Origin of the sequence: Streptomyces sp. NPDC048415 (assembly GCF_040651675.1) — a bacterium.
Taxonomy (GTDB): Bacteria; Actinomycetota; Actinomycetes; order Streptomycetales; family Streptomycetaceae; genus Streptomyces.
Map to the genome: position 1 here is coordinate 1 of NZ_JBEZKJ010000132.1, position 18,524 is coordinate 18,524.

The 18,524-nt window shown below is 70.9% G+C and carries 18 protein-coding genes; 13 read left to right on the forward strand and 5 right to left on the reverse strand.

Features of this window, described 5'->3' with window-relative positions; all coding sequences use genetic code 11:
- Nucleotides 1-337 precede the first annotated feature (337 nt).
- Entirely contained in the window at nt 338-1,306 is a 969-nt protein-coding gene (locus AB0D27_RS41595) for a DeoR/GlpR family DNA-binding transcription regulator (protein WP_362519825.1), read from the reverse strand.
- A gap of 167 nt (nt 1,307-1,473) precedes the next feature.
- Entirely contained in the window at nt 1,474-2,922 is a 1,449-nt protein-coding gene (locus AB0D27_RS41600) for an NAD(P)H-quinone dehydrogenase (RefSeq protein ID WP_362519828.1), read from the reverse strand.
- Nucleotides 2,923-3,029: 107 nt separating this feature from the next.
- Between AB0D27_RS41600 and AB0D27_RS41605 the strand changes: the two genes are divergently transcribed.
- The 4 genes from AB0D27_RS41605 (at nt 3,030) to AB0D27_RS41620 (ending at nt 7,706) form a co-directional block, all read left to right on the forward strand.
- On the forward strand, nt 3,030-3,467 hold the full coding sequence (locus AB0D27_RS41605) for a gamma-glutamylcyclotransferase (RefSeq protein WP_362519831.1): 438 nt from the start codon (nt 3,030-3,032) through the stop codon (nt 3,465-3,467).
- Nucleotides 3,468-3,700: 233 nt separating this feature from the next.
- Nucleotides 3,701-4,525: a purine-nucleoside phosphorylase gene (locus AB0D27_RS41610; RefSeq protein ID WP_362519834.1), complete on the forward strand. Its 825-nt coding sequence runs from the start codon at nt 3,701-3,703 to the stop codon at nt 4,523-4,525.
- 161 nt (nt 4,526-4,686) lie between these two features.
- Nucleotides 4,687-6,318: a phospho-sugar mutase gene (locus tag AB0D27_RS41615; protein WP_362519837.1), complete on the forward strand. Its 1,632-nt coding sequence runs from the start codon at nt 4,687-4,689 to the stop codon at nt 6,316-6,318.
- A gap of 188 nt (nt 6,319-6,506) precedes the next feature.
- Nucleotides 6,507-7,706 (forward strand): mannosyltransferase family protein, encoded by a 1,200-nt coding sequence (locus tag AB0D27_RS41620; RefSeq protein WP_362519840.1) that lies wholly within the window; start codon nt 6,507-6,509, stop codon nt 7,704-7,706.
- Nucleotides 7,707-7,861: 155 nt separating this feature from the next.
- On the opposite strand, the gene AB0D27_RS41625 is transcribed toward AB0D27_RS41620, so the two are convergent.
- Nucleotides 7,862-8,521 carry a PH domain-containing protein gene (locus tag AB0D27_RS41625; protein ID WP_362519843.1) on the reverse strand — a complete coding sequence of 220 codons (660 nt, stop codon included), beginning with the start codon at nt 8,519-8,521 and terminating at the stop codon, nt 7,862-7,864.
- Between the two features lie 182 nt (nt 8,522-8,703).
- Here AB0D27_RS41625 and deoC point away from each other — a divergent pair, with 182 nt between their 5' ends.
- From deoC to AB0D27_RS41640, 3 genes are read left to right on the forward strand one after another with little or no spacing between them, the layout of a single operon-like run.
- Complete coding sequence (deoC, locus tag AB0D27_RS41630; protein ID WP_362519868.1) at nt 8,704-9,672, forward strand: deoxyribose-phosphate aldolase; 969 nt, start codon at nt 8,704-8,706, stop codon at nt 9,670-9,672.
- Between the two features lie 5 nt (nt 9,673-9,677).
- Nucleotides 9,678-11,114, forward strand: a complete 1,437-nt coding sequence (locus AB0D27_RS41635; protein ID WP_362519845.1) for an aldehyde dehydrogenase family protein — start codon at nt 9,678-9,680, stop codon at nt 11,112-11,114.
- A complete protein-coding gene (locus tag AB0D27_RS41640; RefSeq protein ID WP_362519848.1) occupies nt 11,107-11,991 on the forward strand; it encodes an aldehyde dehydrogenase family protein in 885 nt (294 codons plus the stop codon). The genes AB0D27_RS41635 and AB0D27_RS41640 overlap by 8 nt, the downstream gene beginning before the upstream one ends.
- Before the next feature lie 92 nt (nt 11,992-12,083).
- On the opposite strand, the gene AB0D27_RS41645 is transcribed toward AB0D27_RS41640, so the two are convergent.
- Nucleotides 12,084-12,491 (reverse strand): hypothetical protein, encoded by a 408-nt coding sequence (locus tag AB0D27_RS41645; protein ID WP_362519850.1) that lies wholly within the window; start codon nt 12,489-12,491, stop codon nt 12,084-12,086.
- 177 nt (nt 12,492-12,668) lie between these two features.
- On the opposite strand from AB0D27_RS41645, the gene AB0D27_RS41650 reads away from it, so the two are divergent.
- A complete protein-coding gene (locus AB0D27_RS41650; protein ID WP_362519853.1) occupies nt 12,669-13,307 on the forward strand; it encodes a uridine kinase in 639 nt (212 codons plus the stop codon).
- 181 nt (nt 13,308-13,488) lie between these two features.
- On the opposite strand, the gene AB0D27_RS41655 is transcribed toward AB0D27_RS41650, so the two are convergent.
- A complete protein-coding gene (locus AB0D27_RS41655; protein WP_362519855.1) occupies nt 13,489-14,283 on the reverse strand; it encodes a SigE family RNA polymerase sigma factor in 795 nt (264 codons plus the stop codon).
- A gap of 275 nt (nt 14,284-14,558) precedes the next feature.
- Here AB0D27_RS41655 and afsQ1 point away from each other — a divergent pair, with 275 nt between their 5' ends.
- The 5 genes from afsQ1 (at nt 14,559) to AB0D27_RS41680 (ending at nt 18,475) form a co-directional block, all read left to right on the forward strand.
- Nucleotides 14,559-15,236, forward strand: coding sequence for a two-component system response regulator AfsQ1 (afsQ1, locus tag AB0D27_RS41660; RefSeq protein WP_153288946.1), 678 nt, complete (start codon nt 14,559-14,561; stop codon nt 15,234-15,236).
- Nucleotides 15,233-16,822, forward strand: a complete 1,590-nt coding sequence (locus tag AB0D27_RS41665) for a HAMP domain-containing sensor histidine kinase (protein WP_362519858.1) — start codon at nt 15,233-15,235, stop codon at nt 16,820-16,822. The genes afsQ1 and AB0D27_RS41665 overlap by 4 nt, the downstream gene beginning before the upstream one ends.
- On the forward strand, nt 16,819-17,499 hold the full coding sequence (locus AB0D27_RS41670) for a hypothetical protein (RefSeq protein ID WP_362519860.1): 681 nt from the start codon (nt 16,819-16,821) through the stop codon (nt 17,497-17,499). The genes AB0D27_RS41665 and AB0D27_RS41670 overlap by 4 nt, the downstream gene beginning before the upstream one ends.
- A gap of 122 nt (nt 17,500-17,621) precedes the next feature.
- The gene (locus tag AB0D27_RS41675; RefSeq protein ID WP_362519862.1) at nt 17,622-18,173 is read left to right on the forward strand and encodes a VanZ family protein; all 552 of its coding nucleotides are present in this window, start codon (nt 17,622-17,624) and stop codon (nt 18,171-18,173) included.
- Between the two features lie 101 nt (nt 18,174-18,274).
- Nucleotides 18,275-18,475: a PspC domain-containing protein gene (locus tag AB0D27_RS41680; protein WP_362519865.1), complete on the forward strand. Its 201-nt coding sequence runs from the start codon at nt 18,275-18,277 to the stop codon at nt 18,473-18,475.
- Nucleotides 18,476-18,524 lie beyond the last annotated feature (49 nt).

Consider the following 18,524-nt stretch of genomic DNA (forward strand, 5'->3'; position numbering starts at 1 on the left):
CAACGCGCACCGCTCCGGAACCATCAAGGGCCTCAGCGCCGAGGTCGGCGCGTCCGTGACATCCGGCGCCGCGATCTGCGAAATCAAGGACTGACGGACGGATCCTGAGACCCGTCTTCCCGAAGCGCCCGGCGGACTTCCCGCCGGGCGCTTCGTTCTCGCCCGGGCAGAGAATTCAGCCCCTCCGGCGTTTGAGGAGCGGGGTCCGGGGCGGAGCCCCAGGGGTGGGACGGGTAGGGGCGGAGGGGGCGAAAGAACCGGGGCACACGGCACCGCGGGCGAGCCCGCAGTCGCCGATGGACCGTGCGGGGTCTGAGGTACGACCCCGCCGGAGGTGTCAGCGGCGGCGGAGGTCGGCCACGCGCGCCCGCTCGGTCTGGGGTTGCTCTCCCAGGACCGTGGCGCTGCGCAACTGGGGCCCCGCGCCCGGTACCACCTGGCCGCGGCGCGGCCCGGGAAGTGGCACGTCCCGGCGTGACTGGCGCCCCGCCGGGACGGGATCACCACCGGCGCCGCCGGATGCGGATGACCCGGCCACCGCGATCTGTACGCCCTGATCGGCCAGGGCCTGCAGTTCGGTGGCCGCGCGGTCGTCGTGCGCGGGTGGCTCGTCCGTGACCAGGCGCGTGATCAGGTCCGTCGGCACCGTCTGGAACATCGTGTCCGTGCCGAGCTTGGTGTGGTCGGCGAGGACGACGACCTCCGCGGCGGCCTGCACCAGCGCGCGGTCCACGGACGCCGAGAGCATGTTGGACGTGGACAGGCCGCGCTCCGCGGTCAGCCCGCTCCCGGAGAGGAAGGCCCGGGAGACGCGCAGCCCCTGGAGGGACTGTTCGGCACCGGAGCCGACCAGGGCGTAGTTGGAACCGCGCAGGGTGCCGCCGGTCATCACGACCTCCACACGGTTGGCATGGGCCAATGCCTGGGCCACCAACAGCGAGTTGGTGACGACGGTCAGCCCGGGCACCCGCGCGAGCCGGCGAGCCAGCTCCTGCGTGGTGGTACCCGCCCCGACCACGATGGCCTCGCCTTCTTCGACGAGACCCGCGGCGAGATCGGCGATGGCCGTCTTCTCGGCGGTCGCGAGATGCGATTTCTGCGGAAAGCCGGACTCCCGCGTAAACCCGCCCGGCAATACCGCACCGCCGTGCCGGCGGTCGAGGAGTCCTTCTGCCTCCAGTGCGCGCACGTCCCGCCGTACGGTCACTTCGGAGGTCTGGACGACGCGGGCAAGCTCACGGAGCGACACGGCCCCATTGGCTCGCACCATTTCGAGGATCAATTGGCGACGTTCTGCAGCGAACACGAAACTGACAGTAACCCCAACGACCGTCTGCTTTCAGCAGTTTGCGCCGAATAACAGAAGTTGTTCGCATGGCAGGGCACGAAGTGGTATACGCGCCTACTCGCGCCGCCTATGCCGTACGAATGGTCGACGACTCCCCGTGACCAGCGGAGAGTCGCACGAAAGCCTCAGCCCTCGCCCGTGGCCTTACGGGTGTGCAACTGCCGCGCCACCTCGGCGATCGAGCCCGACAGGGAGGGATACACGGTGAACGCCTTCGCGATCTGTTCGACCGTCAGGTTGTTGTCGACCGCGAGCGAGATGGGGTGGATCAGTTCCGAGGCGCGGGGAGCGACCACGACACCGCCGACCACGATGCCGGTGCCGGGGCGGCAGAAGATCTTGACGAAACCGTCGCGGATGCCCTGCATCTTGGCGCGCGGGTTGCGCAGGAGAGGCAGTTTGACGACCCGGGCCTCGATCTTGCCCGCGTCGACGTCCGCCTGCGAGTAGCCGACGGTGGCGATCTCGGGGTCGGTGAAGACGTTCGAGGAGACGGTCTTGAGGTTCAGCGGGGCCACCGCGTCGCCCAGGAAGTGGTACATGGCGATACGGCCCTGCATGGCGGCCACGGACGCGAGGGCGAAGATGCCCGTCACGTCACCTGCCGCGTACACGCCGGGGGCCGTCGTCCGGGACACCTTGTCGGTCCAGATGTGCCCGGAGTCCCTGACCTTGACCCCGGCCTCCTCCAGGCCCATCCCGCTGCTGTTCGGGATGGCGCCGACGGCCATCAGGCAGTGCGAGCCGCTGATGACCCGGCCGTCGGAGAGCGTGACCTCGACGCGGTCGCCGACCCGCTTGGCGGACTCGGCGCGGGAACGCGCCATGACGTTCATGCCGCGGCGGCGGAAGACGTCCTCCAGGACGGCGGCGGCGTCCGGGTCCTCGCCGGGCAGCACGCGGTCGCGGCTGGAGACGAGGGTGACTCGGGAGCCGAGCGCCTGGTAGGCGCCGGCGAACTCGGCGCCGGTGACACCGGAACCGACCACGATGAGCTCCTCGGGCAGCTCGTCGAGGTCGTACACCTGGGTCCAGTTCAGGATCCGCTCGCCGTCCGGCTGCGCGTCCGGCAGCTCACGGGGGTGACCGCCGGTGGCGATGAGCACGGCGTCGGCGGTGAGCGTCTCCTCGGTGCCGTCGGCGGCCCGTACGACGACCTTGCGCGAGCCGTCCAGGCCCTGCATGCCCTCCAGCCGGCCACGACCGCGCAGGACGCGCGCGCCTGCGCGGGTCACCGAGGCGGTGATGTCGTGCGACTGGGCCAGCGCGAGGCGCTTCACACGGCGGTTGACCTTGCCGAGGTCGACGCCGACGACCCGGGCCGCCTGCTCCATGGGCGGCGTGTCGTCGGCGACGATGATGCCGAGTTCCTCGTACGACGAATCGAAGGTGGTCATCACCTCGGCCGTGGCGATAAGGGTCTTCGACGGCACGCAGTCGGTGAGCACCGACGCCCCGCCAAGACCGTCGCAGTCGACGACGGTCACCTCCGCGCCGAGCTGGGCGGCCACCAGGGCCGCCTCGTATCCGCCGGGTCCGCCACCGATGATCACGATCCGAGTCACGTACTCCATTGTCCCGCACGGTTCAAGGTGCTTCCGCCCTGGGGGGCGTCGAGTGGGCATTCGAGCCTCTTCTGTTACGCGAGAGGCGTACGTTCCGCTGACGTACCCTCGACCCCATGTCGCTCTACGCCGCGTACGCCGGCAATCTCGACCCGCGGCTCATGACGCGCCGCGCCCCGCATTCGCCGCTGCGCGCGACGGGCTGGCTGAACGGCTGGCGGCTCACCTTCGCCGGCGAGCACATGGGCTGGGAGGGTGCGCTCGCGACGATCGTCGAGGCACCGCGGTCCCAGGTGTTCGTGGCGCTGTACGACATCGCACCGCTGGACGAGGACTCCATGGACCGCTGGGAGGGTGTCGGGCTCGACATCTACCGGCGGATGCGGGTACGGGTCCACACGCTGGAGGGGGAGGAACCGGCGTGGGTGTACGTGCTCAACGGGTACGAGGGTGGACTGCCGTCGGCGCGGTACCTCGGAGAGATCGCCGACGCCGCCGAGTCCGCGGGGGCGCCGCACGACTACGTCATGGAACTCCGTAAGCGGCCCTGCTGAGCCCTTGCCCGCCGCGGGCCCGCTCCGCGGCGGCTTCTTCACCGCTCCGCGGCGGGGTTTCCCACCCTTCCGCCCCCCTCGGGCCGGTTTCCTTGGTGCCCTGCTCCGCCGCTCCGCGGCGGGCTTCCCGCGCATCGCCGGTCACTCCTTGTTGGAAACGACAAGACAACGATCGCAACTCCGTGACCTCCGTCATCTACGCGCGTAGGCCCAGACCAGCTACCCTCATGCGCGTGAACGCATCTCTTCTTCCGGACGACATCCAGGGCGACCCCTATGCCGCCGCCGACGCCGCCGCCGCGCGCCTGCGTGAGCTGACAGGCGCCGAGACCCACGACGTCGCCCTCGTGATGGGCTCCGGCTGGGCACCGGCCGTGGACGCACTCGGCTCCCCCGAGGCCGAGCTCCACGTCACCGACCTGCCCGGGTTCCCGCCGCCGGCCGTCGAGGGCCACGGCGGCACGATCCGCACGTACAAGATCGGCGACAAGCGGGCCCTGGTGTTCCTGGGCCGCACCCACTACTACGAGGGCCGCGGGGTCGCCGCCGTCGCGCACGGCGTGCGTACCGCCGTCGCCGCCGGCTGCAAGACCATCGTGCTCACCAACGGCTGCGGTGGTCTGCGCGAGGGCATGCGCCCCGGTCAGCCGGTGCTGATCAGCGACCACATCAACCTCACGGCGACGTCTCCCATCGTGGGCGCCAACTTCGTCGACCTGACGGACCTCTACTCCCCCCGCCTGCGGGCGCTGTGCAAGGAGGTCGACGCCACCCTCGAGGAGGGCGTCTACGCGCAGTTCCCCGGCCCGCACTACGAGACGCCGGCCGAGATCCGGATGGCTCGGGTCATCGGGGCGGACCTGGTGGGCATGTCGACCACCCTCGAGGCCATCGCCGCCCGCGAGGCCGGCGCCGAGGTGCTCGGCATCTCCTTGGTCACCAACCTCGCCGCCGGCATGACCGGTGAGCCCCTCAACCACGAGGAGGTCCTCCAGGCGGGCCGCGACTCGGCGACCCGCATGGGTTCCTTGCTGGCTCAGGTGCTGAACCGCCTGTAAGCGGCCCCGGGTTCAGCCCGTCCGGCGCTTGAGGACGAGCGCGAAGCGCGATACCGGGGGTCTGGGGGCGCAGCCCCCAGGTAACGGGACGGGTGGGGGCGGCGGGGGCGAGCAACCTGGGTACACAGCAACGTACAGACGCACAGAGAGGTTCACCCGAGGTGCAGGACGAACTCATCGCACGGGCCAAGGCGTGGCTGGCCGAGGACCCCGACGCGGAGACCCGTGACGAACTCGCCAAGCTCATCGAGGCGGAGGACGTCACGGAGCTCGCCGACCGCTTCAGCGGCACCCTCCAGTTCGGCACCGCCGGCCTGCGCGGCGAACTCGGCGCGGGCCCGATGCGCATGAACCGCTCCGTGGTCATCCGCGCGGCGGCGGGACTCGCCGCGTATCTGAGGGCGAAGGGCGAGAGGGACGGCCTCGTCGTCATCGGCTACGACGCCCGTCACAAGTCCGCGGACTTCGCCCGCGACACCGCGGCCGTGATGACGGGCGCGGGCCTCCGGGCGGCGGTGCTGCCCCGCCCGCTTCCCACCCCCGTCCTCGCCTACGCCATAAGGCACCTCGGCGCGGCGGCGGGCGTGGAGGTCACCGCCAGCCACAACCCGCCCCGCGACAACGGCTACAAGGTGTACCTCGGCGACGGTTCGCAGATCGTCCCCCCGGCGGACGCGGAGATCGCGGCCGAGATCGACGCCGTCCGCGCGCTCGCCGACGTGCCCCGCCCGGACTCCGGCTGGGAGATCCTCGACGAGGGCGTCCTGGACGCCTATCTGGCGCGTACGGACGCCGTAGTGGCCGAGGGGTCGGCGCGCACCGCCCGCACCGTCTACACGGCGATGCACGGCGTCGGCAAGGACGTGCTGCTCGCGGCGTTCGAGCGGGCCGGCTTCCCGGCGCCCGTCCTCGTCGCCGAGCAGGCCGAGCCCGACCCGGACTTCCCCACCGTCGCCTTCCCCAATCCGGAAGAGCCCGGCGCGATGGACCTCGCCTTCGCGAAGGCCCGCGAGAGCGACCCGGATCTGATCATCGCCAACGACCCGGACGCCGACCGCTGCGCGGCGGCCGTGAAGGACGGGGCGGACTGGCGGATGCTGCGCGGCGACGAGGTCGGCGCGCTGCTCGCCGAGCACCTGGTGCGGCGCGGAGCGCGGGGCACGTTCGCCGAGTCGATCGTCTCCTCGTCGCTGCTCGGACGGATCGCCGAGAAGGCCGGGCTGCCCTACGAGGAGACCCTCACCGGCTTCAAGTGGATCGCCCGCGTCGAGGGGTTGCGGTACGGCTACGAGGAGGCGCTCGGCTACTGCGTCGACCCGGACGGCGTACGCGACAAGGACGGCATCACCGCCGCCCTCCTCATCACCGAGCTGGCCTCCGAGCTCAAGGAGCAGGGGCGAACTCTTCTGGACCTTCTCGACGACATCGCCGTCGAGTACGGGCTGCACGCCACCGACCAGCTCTCAGTCCGTGTGGAGGACCTGTCCGTGATCGCGAACGCCATGCGGCGCCTGCGGGAGCAGCCGCCCACACGGCTCGCGGGTCTGGCGATCACGAAGTCCGAGGACCTGACGAAGGGCACGGAGACGCTGCCGCCGACCGACGGCCTGCGCTACGCGCTGGACGGCGCCCGTGTCATCGTCCGCCCGAGCGGCACGGAGCCGAAGCTGAAGTGCTACCTGGAGGTCGTGGTGCCCGTGCCCACCCGGGCCGACCTCCCCGCGGCCCACACGAAGGCCGCCGGACTCCTCGCGGCGATCAAGCGGGACCTGTCGGCCGCGGCCGGCATCTGACCCCGGTCCGCGCCGGAGGACGAAGGGAACGGCTGGGGCACACGTCCCGGCCGTTCCCTTCGTCCTGAGACCAGCCCCCGCCCTTTTGGGTGATTTCGCCACGGCAGTTGACGCAGCGCCCCCGCGCGCCACCACGTGACCGAGGAACCGTTAGCGGTAGCGCACCGCCGAGTTCCAGGAGCTGCCGCGTGTCCCCGACTGCTTCCCGGCCGACATCCGCCCCGTCCCGGGGCGCCCCGAGCGGACTCGTCCCGGACAGCCGGCGTCCGCGGTGGCGAAGCACCCTCGCGGCCGGCCTCCGTTGCGCGGCCCCCGCCCTCCTCGCCTACGCGGCCGTACGCGTCACCGGACTGCTCACGCTCGCCCTCTGGGCCCACCACCGGCACCACGGCGTCTGGCCGATCCTGGCCACGCACTGGGACGCGGACTGGTACCTGGGCATCGCCGACCACGGCTACACGCACCAGCTGGGCACCGCGCACGACGCGAACAACCTCGCCTTCTTCCCGCTCTACCCCCTCCTGGTCAAGGCGGTCGCGGTGCTGACGCCGGGCTCGCGGGCGACGACGGGTCTGGCGGTCGCGGTCGCGAGCTCGTTCCTCGCCGCGTGGGGGATCCACTCCGTGGGCAGCCATCTGCACGGCCGCCGGGTGGGCCTACTGCTGACCGTCCTGTGGTCGGCCCACCCGGTGGGCCTGGTCGAGTGGATGGGCTACACGGAGTCGCTGTTCACGGCGTTCGCCGCGTGGTCGCTGTACGCGATGCTCACCGGCCGCCAGCTCTGGGCGGCTTCGCTGGCCGCGCTGGCGGGGCTGACCCGCCCGACCGGTATCGCGGTGGCGGCGGCGGTCACCGTGACGGCGCTGCTCTCGCTGCGCCGCGGCTTCTCGGCCCGCGCCCTCGCGGCCGCCGCCCTCGCCCCGGCCGGCTGGCTCGCGTACGTCGGCTGGGTGGGCCTGCGCCTGGGCCGCTGGGACGGCTACTTCGCCGTACAGCGGCTGTGGCACAACGAGTGGGACGGCGGCGTGGAGACCGCGCACCGGCTGCGGGAGGTACTGGCGTACGACTCCACGCCCGAGCTGTTCCTGGTGATGGTCACGGTGACCCTGATCGCGTCCATGGCGCTGTACGTCCTCTCCGTCTGGGACCGCCAGCCGCTCCCGCTGCTCGTCTTCACCGGTGTCCTGCTGCTGATCGTCCTGGGCAGCGGCGGTGTCTACTTCCCGCGCGCCCGCTTCCTGCTGCCCGGCTTCCCGCTCCTGCTTCCCGTGGCCCTGCACCTGTCCCGCGCCTCGCCCCGCCTGCGGGCACTGAGCCTGACGGCCGCGGTACTGGGCTCGGCGTACTGCGGCGCGTACATGGCCCTGGTGTGGCCGAGCGCGCCATGACCACGACTCATCACCGGGCTGCTTCGGGAAGCGCGGAAGCGGGCAGCCGACGGGCCCGTCAAGATGCGCGCTCGTGGCTTCCCAGAGGTGTGGACCGGAGGTGCTGTCGCCCACGTATCCGGCCGAGAGGCCTGTGCATCGTGGGAGGAGGTTCCTCAGCCGACCGCCAGCAGGATCGCCAGCAGCACCGCCCCCGCGACGGCGGGTCCCATCACCTCGTACGCCCATCGCACGGTGACCTCGCCCTGCGCGCCCCGTTCGGCGGCCCTGGCCTCGGCCAGCTCGCGCAGATCGTCCATGATCTGGTCGGTCTGGGCGCGGGTCGGCGTGCCGGGGGCATGGGACGGCCTGCCCATCACCGACGTACGGTCGCGGCTGTCCGTCGCGGCGCCGCGCGCCTGCTGCTTGGCGGACTTCTTGCGGGCGCGCAGCGAGACGGGCACCGCCCACAGCTGGTACTTGGCGCCGGAGGTGTCGACCACCTCGTTGGAATAGCCCGAGCGCAGGGAGGCGACCTTGCTCCAGGGCAGCACGATGACGCGGAACGGGTTGCGGACGCGCAGCCGGTCCTCGTTGGCGTAGACCGCGGGTCGCAGGGTGAAGGCGGACACCAGCGGGACGATGAGGATCAGCGCGGCGAGTGCCAGCCAGGGGGTGCGGCCGTGGCCCGAGATCAGGGCGTCGACGCCTAGCCAGCCCGCGATGAGCAGGAGCAGGACGCCGCCCGCGATACCGGCGGGCGACCGGTAGATCCGATCCTTCGCCTCGGGTCGCGAGGCGTCCGGTACGGGGGGCTGGTGGTCGGGGGTGGTCATGGGCCCGATTGTGCCGGATGCGGGACTCCGGCAAGTTCCCAGCCCCTCCGGCGTCTGAGCAGCGGGGGGCCGGGGCGGAGCCCCGGACATGGGACGGGCAGGGGCGGCGGGGGCGGACAATCCCCACCCGCACCCCGGGGGTGTACAGCCGCTACGCGCGTAGATATGCTCGTCTGGTGACCATGCCCACCACTGCACCTGCTGCATACGCACTCGGCGACGTAACCGCGTCCGACAGCACGCTGCGCCGCTTCCTCCACGGGCTGCCCGGCGTCGACGCGGTCGGCCTGGAGGCGCGCGCCGCCTCGCTCGGCACCCGTTCCATCAAGACCACCGCGAAGGCGTACGCGATCGACCTCGCCATCTCGATGGTCGATCTGACGACGCTGGAAGGCGCGGACACCCCGGGCAAGGTCCGGGCGCTCGGCGCCAAGGCCGTCCACCCGGACCCGACCGACCGCACTGCACCCAGCACGGCCGCGGTCTGCGTCTATCCCGACATGGTGGCCAGCGCCAAGCAGGCGATCATTGCCGCCGGCGGAGCTCCGGACGTGAAGGTCGCCTCCGTGGCCACCGCGTTCCCGGCGGGCCGCGCCGCGCTCGACGTGAAGCTGGCCGACGTGCGCGACGCGGTCGCCGCGGGCGCCGACGAGATCGACATGGTCATCGACCGCGGGGCGTTCCTCGCGGGCAAGTATCTGAAGGTGTACGACGAGATCACCGCCGTGAAGGAGGCCTCGGGCGCCGCCCGTCTGAAGGTCATCTTCGAGACCGGCGAGCTGTCGACGTACGACAACATCCGGCGGGCGAGCTGGCTCGGCATGCTGGCCGGCGCGGACTTCATCAAGACCTCCACCGGCAAGGTGGCCGTCAACGCGACACCGGCGAACACGCTCCTCATGCTGGAAGCCGTCCGCGACTTCCGCGCGCAGAGCGGGGTACAGGTCGGCGTGAAGCCGGCCGGTGGCATCCGTACCTCCAAGGACGCCATCAAGTTCCTGGTCCTGGTGAACGAGACGGCGGGCGCGGACTGGCTGGACAACCACTGGTTCCGCTTCGGCGCGTCCTCGCTCCTGAACGACCTGCTGATGCAGCGTCAGAAGCTGGCCACCGGCCGCTACTCCGGCCCCGACTACGTGACGGTGGACTGATCACCATGGCATCCGCATTCGAGTACGCACCGGCTCCCGAGTCGCGTTCCGTCGTCGACATCGCTCCCTCGTACGGGCTCTTCATCGACGGCGAGTTCGTCGAGGCCGCCGACGGCAAGGTCTTCAAGACCGTCAGCCCGAGCACCGAAGAGGTCCTCTCCGAGGTGGCCCAGGCGGGCACCGAGGACGTCGACCGCGCCGTGAAGGCCGCCCGCAAGGCCTTCGAGAAGTGGTCGGCGCTGCCCGGCTCCGAGCGCGCCAAGTACCTGTTCCGCATCGCCCGGATCATCCAGGAGCGCAGCCGCGAACTGGCCGTCCTGGAGACGCTGGACAACGGAAAGCCCATCAAGGAGACCCGCGACGCGGACCTCCCCCTGGTCGCCGCGCACTTCTTCTACTACGCGGGCTGGGCCGACAAGCTCGACCACGCCGGCTTCGGCGCGAACCCGCGGCCCCTCGGCGTCGCGGGCCAGGTCATCCCCTGGAACTTCCCGCTGCTGATGCTGGCGTGGAAGATCGCCCCGGCGCTGGCGACGGGCAACACGGTCGTCCTCAAGCCCGCCGAGACGACCCCCCTTTCCGCGCTCTTCTTCGCGGACATCTGCCGCCAGGCGGGCCTGCCGAAGGGCGTCGTCAACATCCTTCCCGGATACGGCGACACGGGCGCGGCGCTCGTCGAGCACCCCGACGTCAACAAGGTCGCCTTCACCGGCTCCACCGCTGTCGGCAAGGCGATCGCCCGCCAGATCGCCGGTACCCGCAAGAAGGTCACCCTCGAACTCGGCGGCAAGGGCGCGAACATCGTCTTCGACGACGCCCCCATCGACCAGGCCGTCGAGGGCATCGTCAGCGGCATCTTCTTCAACCAGGGCCAGGTCTGCTGCGCGGGCTCGCGCCTCCTCGTCCAGGAGTCGATCCAGGACGAGCTGCTCGACTCCCTCAAGCGCCGCCTGTCGACGCTGCGCCTCGGCGACCCGCTCGACAAGAACACGGACATCGGCGCGATCAACTCCGCCGAGCAGCTGTCCCGTATCACCACGCTCGTCGAGGCGGGCGAGGCCGAGGGCGCCGAGCGCTGGTCCCCGGCCTGCGAACTCCCCTCCTCCGGCTACTGGTTCGCCCCGACGCTCTTCACGAACGTCACTCAGGCGCACACCATCGCCCGCGACGAGATCTTCGGCCCGGTGCTGTCCGTCCTCACCTTCCGCACGCCGGACGAGGCGGTCGCCAAGGCCAACAACAGCCAGTACGGCCTCTCGGCGGGCATCTGGACCGAGAAGGGCTCCCGGATCCTCGCGGTCGCGAGCAAGCTGCGCGCGGGCGTCATCTGGTCCAACACGTTCAACAAGTTCGACCCGACCTCGCCGTTCGGCGGTTACAAGGAGTCGGGCTTCGGCCGCGAGGGCGGTCGTCACGGCCTGGAGGCGTACCTCGATGTCTGACCGACTCTCAGTCTTCAAGACCTACAAGCTGTACGTGGGCGGGAAGTTCCCGCGTTCCGAGAGCGGCCGGGTGTACGAGGTGACGGACCCCAAGGGCAAGTGGCTGGCGAACGCGCCGCAGTCGAGCCGCAAGGACGCCCGTGACGCGGTGGTCGCCGCGCGCAAGGCGTTCGGCGGCTGGTCCGGCGCGACGGCCTACAACCGCGGCCAGATCCTCTACCGCGTCGCGGAGATGCTGGAAGGCCGCAAGGACCAGTTCGTCCGTGAGGTCGCGGACGCCGAGGGACTGTCGAAGTCCAAGGCGGCCGCCGTCGTGGACGCGGCGATCGACCGCTGGGTCTGGTATGCGGGCTGGACCGACAAGATCGCCCAGGTGGTGGGCGGTGGCAACCCGGTGGCGGGCCCGTTCTTCAACCTCTCCACTCCGGAGCCGACCGGCGTCGTGACCGTGCTCGCGCCGCAGGAGTCCTCGTTCCTGGGCCTGGTCTCGGTGATCGCCCCGGTGATCGCGACCGGCAACACGGTCATCGTGATCGCCTCCGAGAAGTCCCCCCTCCCGGCCCTGTCGCTCGGCGAGGTCCTCGCCACCTCCGACCTGCCCGGCGGAGTCGTCAACGTGCTCTCCGGCCGTACGGCGGAGATCGCGGCCCCGCTCGCCGCGCACCAGGACGTCAACGCGATCGACCTCGCCGGCGCGGACGACGTACTGGCGAAGGAGCTGGAGATCGCCGCCGCGGACAACCTCAAGCGGGTTCTCCGTCCACAGGCTGTGGATTACGTGGAGGCACCCGGTATCGACCGCCTCACGGCCTTCCTCGAGACGAAGACGGTCTGGCATCCGACGGGCTCACTGGGCGCGTCGGGTTCCTCCTACTGAGGACTCGGGACCCCGATCCGTGTCCCCGGGGTCCCGTTCACGAGAGAGCCGCGTTTCCCCTCCGTCCAGGGGAAGCGCGGCTCTCTTCTCGTTCAGTACGGCAGTCCCGTCGCCTGCCCGAGCACCGGAATGCCGCCGATCGACGGCGCCTGCGCCACCGGCCGGGTCAGCGCCTGGGACGACAGCGGCTTGAAGTCGGCGAACTGCGTGCCGACCCCGTTGTCGAGGGGATCGACGCCGGTGCCGGCCAGCGGGTTGGGCTTGAGGCCCTGGACGGGACCGGTGACATGGCCGGCCGTGCCGGTCAGGGCCTGGAGGCCGGTCCGCGGCTCGATGTGGCCCAGCGAGGCGGGCCGGGTGCGCATGACGTCCAGCGCGGCGTTCGTGTCCGCGACGGCCGGGGTGGCCGCGGCGGCTCCGGCGGCGACCACGCCTACGGCGGCGGCGATGCGCGCGGTCGTGCGGGCCATGGTCGTCTGCTGGGCTGCGTGTCGCACCATCAGGTGGTTTCCTCTTCGGAGAGAGCGGAGAGCAACTGAACTGATACGTACAGTAGTTGACGCGGCTCCCGTTCAGGACCGATCGGGCAGCGGATTCGCCCCTGCGGGTCAGGGATAATGTCCTGGACGTTGCCGGTACACGGCGAGGCCAGGTCGATTCACAGAAGGTACGGAGAATTGGGTTCCCATCCCCCGATACCCACCCGCGTGGTGCTGCTCTGCGGCCCCTCCGGCTCTGGAAAGTCCCTTCTCGCGGCCGACTCCGGGCTCCCCGTGCTGCGCCTCGACGACTTCTACAAAGAGGGCACGGACCCGACGCTGCCGCAGGTGGAGGACAGCGCGGACATCGACTGGGACCACCCGCTGTCCTGGGACGCGAGCGCCGCGGTCGCCGCGATCGAGGAGCTGTGCCGCACGGGACGTACGACCATCCCCGTGTACGACATCTCGCTGAGCGCCCGCACCGGCACGGAGAGCCTGCGCATCGAGCGGACCCCGCTGTTCATCGCGGAGGGGATATTCGCCGCCGAGATCGTCGGGCGATGCCGGGAGTTGGGCGTGCTGGCCGACGCGCTGTGTCTGTCGCGGGGCCCGCTCACCACGTTCCGCCGCCGTTTCGTGCGGGACCTGAAGGAGGGCCGCAAGTCGGTTCCCTTCCTGTTGCGCCGCGGCTGGCGTCTGATGCGCGCCGAGCGCTCGATCGTGGCGCGCCAGGCGGCGTTGGGCGCCCATCCCTGCGACAAGGACGAGGCCCTGGGCCGTCTGACGGCCGCGGCTGCCGGGCGCCGCGCGGCCCGTCGCGGCGCGGCGGCGTAGTCCGCGTCCTGTCGCGGCGCGGCGGCGTAGTCGACGAGCCCGGCGCGCGGAAGACGCAAAGACGCGCGGAAGGCGCAAATAAAAGAGGCCCAGGCGAACCCCCCGTCCGCCTGGACCTTCTCTCATTTCCCCCGTGATCCCCCGTGATCCCCCGTGACCCCGTTGGTTCCCCCCCAGACCTTCAGGCGACAAGCTCCCCGAAGGACTCTTCCTCGTCACGGCCGAAGCTGAGGACGTCGTCCTCGCGCATCCGGCGCAGCGACCGCCAGATGCTGGACTTCACCGTGCCGACACTGATGTCGAGGATCTCCGCGATCTCCGGGTCGGTGCGGCCCTCGTAGTAACGGAGGACCAGCATCGTGCGCTGGAGTTCGGGCAGCCGGGCGAGCGCCTGCCACAGCACGGCGCGCAGCTCGGTGCCGCGCATCGCGTCCGTGTCGCCGGCGGTCTCCGGCAGTTCCTCGGTCGGGTACTCGTTCAGCTTGCGGCGGCGCCACGCGCTGATGTGCAGATTGGTCATGGTGCGGCGGAGGTAGCCCCCGACCGCGGCCTTGTCGCTGATGCGGTCCCAGGCCTTGTACGTCGAGAACAGCGCGCTCTGCAGCAGGTCCTCGGCCTCGAAGCGGTCACCGGTGAGGTGATAGGCGGTGGCGTACAGGGAGGCGCGGCGCTCCTGGACGTAGGCGGTAAACGCCGCTTCGGCATCTACGGCCTCCGACACCGGGCGACGCTCCCCCGTGACCTCCCCGTACGCGGCTCCCCCGTGAGCCTTCCCCCCGACGGTGCCCATAGCGGCTGTCGCCGCGGGGCTCTCCCCCGTGATCGCGTCAACCACCGTCATGTACGCGGTGTGCTGACGCCCGGTGCCGCGAGCGCACCCCCGCCCGCTCACGGCACCGGACTTCTCCGTGGGCCGGGTGACGTCGTGCAGACGCGTGACAACTGCGCTAGTGCTGGTGCTGTGCAGCGTGTTCATCTCGCGCCCCCCGTCGTGGAGTCCCGGCTCTTCGGTTCGCTTCGCCGTGCTTCCTTGCTTGTGTCGAGAAGCTTGCCCGGGCCACTTCATGGCCGTGTCCGCCGACTGTCACAGACCTGTCACAGGGCCCCTCCGCAGGCGCGGCACAGCGCGATCACAGAGAAGAGCGGTACGACTACGCAGATGACCACTCGCCGGCTCCCTTCTGTGCGCGAGTTGGGTGGGAGCGCTCCAACTGTCGAAAGACGCGCTCACCATGGGCCAGAATGACGTCCGTGCCTTCCCTGTTGCTGATCGAGGACGACGACGCCATCCGTACGGCCCTGGAGCTCTCTTTGACGCGCCAGGGACACCGTGTGGCCACCGCTGCCACCGGCGAGGACGGTCTGAAGCTGCTGCGCGAGCAGCGGCCCGACCTGATCGTGCTGGATGTGATGCTGCCCGGCATCGACGGTTTCGAGGTGTGCCGGCGCATCCGGCGCACCGACCAACTGCCGATCATTCTGCTCACCGCGCGCAGCGATGACATCGACGTCGTGGTCGGCCTGGAGTCCGGCGCCGACGACTATGTCGTCAAGCCCGTGCAGGGCCGGGTGCTCGACGCCCGGATCCGTGCCGTGCTGCGGCGCGGTGAGCGCGAGGCGAACGACTCGGCGTCGTTCGGCTCGCTGGTCATCGACCGCGCCGCGATGACGGTCACCAAGAACGGCGAGGACCTGCAACTGACGCCCACCGAGCTGCGGTTGCTCCTCGAGCTGAGCCGCCGGCCCGGACAGGCGCTGTCCCGCCAGCAGTTGCTGCGGCTGGTGTGGGAGCACGACTATCTCGGCGACTCGCGGCTGGTCGACGCCTGTGTGCAGCGCCTGCGCGCAAAGGTGGAGGACGTGCCGTCCTCGCCCACCCTGATCCGTACCGTGCGTGGCGTCGGCTACCGGCTGGACTCTCCTCAGTGACCGAACCGAACGACGAGCTCCGTGGCTGGGCCGCGGCGCGCAAGGCGATCCTGTCGGGCCTGCGTTTCACCAGCCTGCGGCTGCGCCTGGTCGTGGTGTTCGGACTCGTCGCGCTCACGGCCGCCGTGTCGGCGTCGGGCATCGCGTACTGGCTCAACCGCGAGGCCGTGCTGACGCGGACTCAGGACGCGGTGCTGCGCGACTTCCAGCAGGAGATGCGCAACCACGCGAGCATGCTGCCCGTGCACCCCGCGCAGGACGAACTCCAGCGCACGGCCGGGCAGATGGCGAACAGCAGTCAGCGCTTCAGCGTGCTCCTGGTCGCCCAGGACGACAGCGGCAAGACCGTGGTCGGCAACTCCGAGCTGGACACCTTCACGCTGGAGGACGTACCCCGGTCCCTCCAGAAGGCGGTGAACAAGAAGCAGTCGCTCTCCTCGAACAACAAGTCGGCGTACCACCTGTACTGGCAGCGGATCACCGATCACGACAAGCCGTACCTGGTGGGTGGCGCGAAGGTGATCGGCGGCACCACGACCGGCTACATGCTCAAGTCCCTGGAACCCGAGGCGAAAGACCTCAACTCCCTCGCATGGTCCCTGGGCATCGCGACCGGTCTCGCGCTGATCGGCTCGGCGCTGCTCGCCCAGGCCGCCGCGACCACGGTCCTCAAGCCGGTGCACCGCCTGGGCATCGCGGCCCGCCGCCTGGGTGAGGGCAAGCTCGACACACGGCTGCGCGTGTCGGGCACGGACGAACTCGCCGACCTCTCCCGAACGTTCAACCACACGGCGGAGGCCCTCGAGAAGCGCGTGGACGACATGAGCGCCCGCGACGAGGCGTCCCGCCGCTTCGTGGCGGACATGTCCCACGAACTCCGCACGCCGCTCACCGCGATCACCGCCGTGACGGAGATCCTGGAAGAGGAACTGGACGCGGAGACGGGCAGCGTCGACCCGATGATCGAGCCGGCCGTACGCCTCGTCGTCAGCGAGACCCGCCGCCTCAACGACCTCGTCGAGAACCTGATGGAGGTCACCCGCTTCGACGCGGGCACCGCCCGGCTCGTCCTCGACGACGTGGACATCGCCGACCAGATCACCGCGTGCATCGACGCACGCGCCTGGCTGGACGCGGTGGACCTGGACGCCGAGCGCGGCATCACGGCCCGCCTCGACCCGCGCCGCCTCGACGTGATCCTGGCCAACCTGATCGGCAACGCGCTCAAGCACGGCGGCTCGCCGGTACGGGTATCGGTGCGCAAGGAGGCCGACGCCCTGGTCATCGAGGTGCAGGACCACGGTCCCGGCATCCCCGAGGACGTCCTCCCGCACGTCTTCGACCGCTTCTACAAGGCCAGCGCGTCCCGCCCCCGCTCCGAGGGCAGCGGCCTCGGCCTCTCCATCGCCCTGGAGAACGCGCACATCCACGGCGGCGAGATCACCGCGGCGAACGGGCCCAAGGGCGGAGCGGTCTTCACCCTGCGCCTGCCCCAGGACGCGTCGGAGCTCCTCACCGACGACCTCCCCGACGGGACCGTGAACGGGCACGGGAACGCGCACGGCACGGAAGGCACCGCCGGATGACGACCGCACCACTCCTTCGCCCCCTCCTTGCCCGACTCCTGGGCCCGCTCCCCGGTGTGCGGGTCGCCCGATCGCCCCGCCCCCGAAACGGACGCCGCTGGCTGGCCGTCCCGCTCCTCGCCGCGCTGCTCACGGGCTGTGGCATCCGCTCCACGCAGGTCCCCACGGACTTCGGCCCGGCGCCTTCCCGTGTGCCCTGTGCCCTCTCGGGCCCCGACATCTCCACGCAGACCTCCCGGGGCGTCCCGGTCCAGGTGTTCCTCCTGTGTTCCGGGCAACTGGCGACGGTCGACCGGTCGGTTCGCATCCCGGACGGTGCGGCGGAGGCGGCGCGGCGGGTCCTGGTGGCCCAGGGGCTCCTCGACGAACTGGCCCAGACGCCGTCCACATCCGAGCAGCAGGCCGGCTACACGACGGACGTACGCGGCGGCATGACGGTCAGCGGACCCCGCGGCAAGGACCCCGAGGACACCCTCCGGCTGAGCACCCCGCCCGAGAACCTCACGTCCTCCGCCCTCGCCCAGATCGTCTGCACCTTCTCCGAGTCCGCCGCCGCCCAGGACGACGGCTCCGTCATCCTGGGCGGCCCGGACGAAACCCCCTTGCACAGCTACGAGTGCACTCCGGAGGTCCGCTCCGACCCGCGCACGAACGCCCCGCCATCGTCGGCCGTTTAGCCCGTCCGGCCATCGAGGACGAGCACGAAGCGGAGCCTCCCGGGCACGGGACGTGTGGGGGCGGAAGGCGCGAAAACCCCTCGCCCGGAACCGATCGTGCCGCACCCCGCGTCTTGGGGGACGTGCAGCGTCAAGGTTCAGACGGCGGCAGCGCCGCGCCCCGCGTCCGTGTGGCAGGAGGTGTCCTCCTCGTCGCACACCTCGCCCTCGTCGCCTGGATCACTCTGCGCCCCCTGGACGTCCTCTGGGTGAGCGCCGCCAACCTGCGGCCGTTCGCCGGCATCAGAGCCGACCTCGCACTGGGCCCCCAGGAGGCGGCCCGCCGCATCGGCGAGGGCCTGGGCCTCCTCGCCCCACTGGGCGTCCTGCTCCCCATGGCGGGCGGCAAGCTCGCCGCCTCCCCCCTCGGCTCCCTGCTCCGTACGGTCGCCGTCGGCGCCCTGCTCTCCCTGGGCATCGAGCTGCTGCAGACGGGCGTCCCCGGTCAGGTCGTGGACGTCGATTCGCTGCTGCTCAACACGGTCGGGGTGGCCCTCGCCCACCTCGTGATCGTGCCCGCCGCACGGGCCCGGCTGCGCCGCCGGGTGGAGACACGACGCCGGGCGACCCTCCCCCGGGAGGACACGGCTCAGGGTCGGACCCCGACGATTGCCAGGGTCGGGATCGCTCCGTAGAGCGATGCTTCGCCCGCTTCGTCCCCGTAGCGTGGAAGACATCGAGGCAGCCACACGGGAAGCCTCGGTCGACCACCTCTACGGTTCACGAAGGAGCCCCGATGGCCGCCCTTGCCCGCCCCACCAACGGCCGCATGATCGGCGGAGTGTGCGCAGCGCTGGCACGGCGCTTCGGCACCTCCGCGACCACGATGCGCGTGATCTTCGTGCTCTCCTGCCTGCTCCCCGGCCCGCAGTTCCTGCTCTACATAGCGTTGTGGATCCTGTTCCCGTCCGAGGACAAGGCCCGCACGGCCTGGTAGGCAGCCGCACACCGAACGCCGGTGGGGCGCACCCAACCAGGGTGCGCCT

Excerpts from the sequence above, each read along its gene's own strand:
- AB0D27_RS41600 (WP_362519828.1), bottom strand. The coding sequence starts at position 2,922 with ATGGAGTACGTGACTCGGATCGTGATCATCGGTGGCGGACCCGGCGGA.
- AB0D27_RS41605 (WP_362519831.1), top strand. The coding sequence starts at position 3,030 with ATGTCGCTCTACGCCGCGTACGCCGGCAATCTCGACCCGCGGCTCATG.
- AB0D27_RS41635 (WP_362519845.1), top strand. The coding sequence starts at position 9,678 with ATGGCATCCGCATTCGAGTACGCACCGGCTCCCGAGTCGCGTTCCGTC.
- AB0D27_RS41655 (WP_362519855.1), bottom strand. The coding sequence starts at position 14,283 with ATGAACACGCTGCACAGCACCAGCACTAGCGCAGTTGTCACGCGTCTG.
- deoC (WP_362519868.1), top strand. The coding sequence starts at position 8,704 with ATGCCCACCACTGCACCTGCTGCATACGCACTCGGCGACGTAACCGCG.
- AB0D27_RS41645 (WP_362519850.1), bottom strand. The coding sequence starts at position 12,491 with ATGGTGCGACACGCAGCCCAGCAGACGACCATGGCCCGCACGACCGCG.
- AB0D27_RS41680 (WP_362519865.1), top strand. The coding sequence starts at position 18,275 with ATGGCCGCCCTTGCCCGCCCCACCAACGGCCGCATGATCGGCGGAGTG.
- AB0D27_RS41670 (WP_362519860.1), top strand. The coding sequence starts at position 16,819 with ATGACGACCGCACCACTCCTTCGCCCCCTCCTTGCCCGACTCCTGGGC.
- AB0D27_RS41625 (WP_362519843.1), bottom strand. The coding sequence starts at position 8,521 with ATGACCACCCCCGACCACCAGCCCCCCGTACCGGACGCCTCGCGACCC.
- AB0D27_RS41640 (WP_362519848.1), top strand. The coding sequence starts at position 11,107 with ATGTCTGACCGACTCTCAGTCTTCAAGACCTACAAGCTGTACGTGGGC.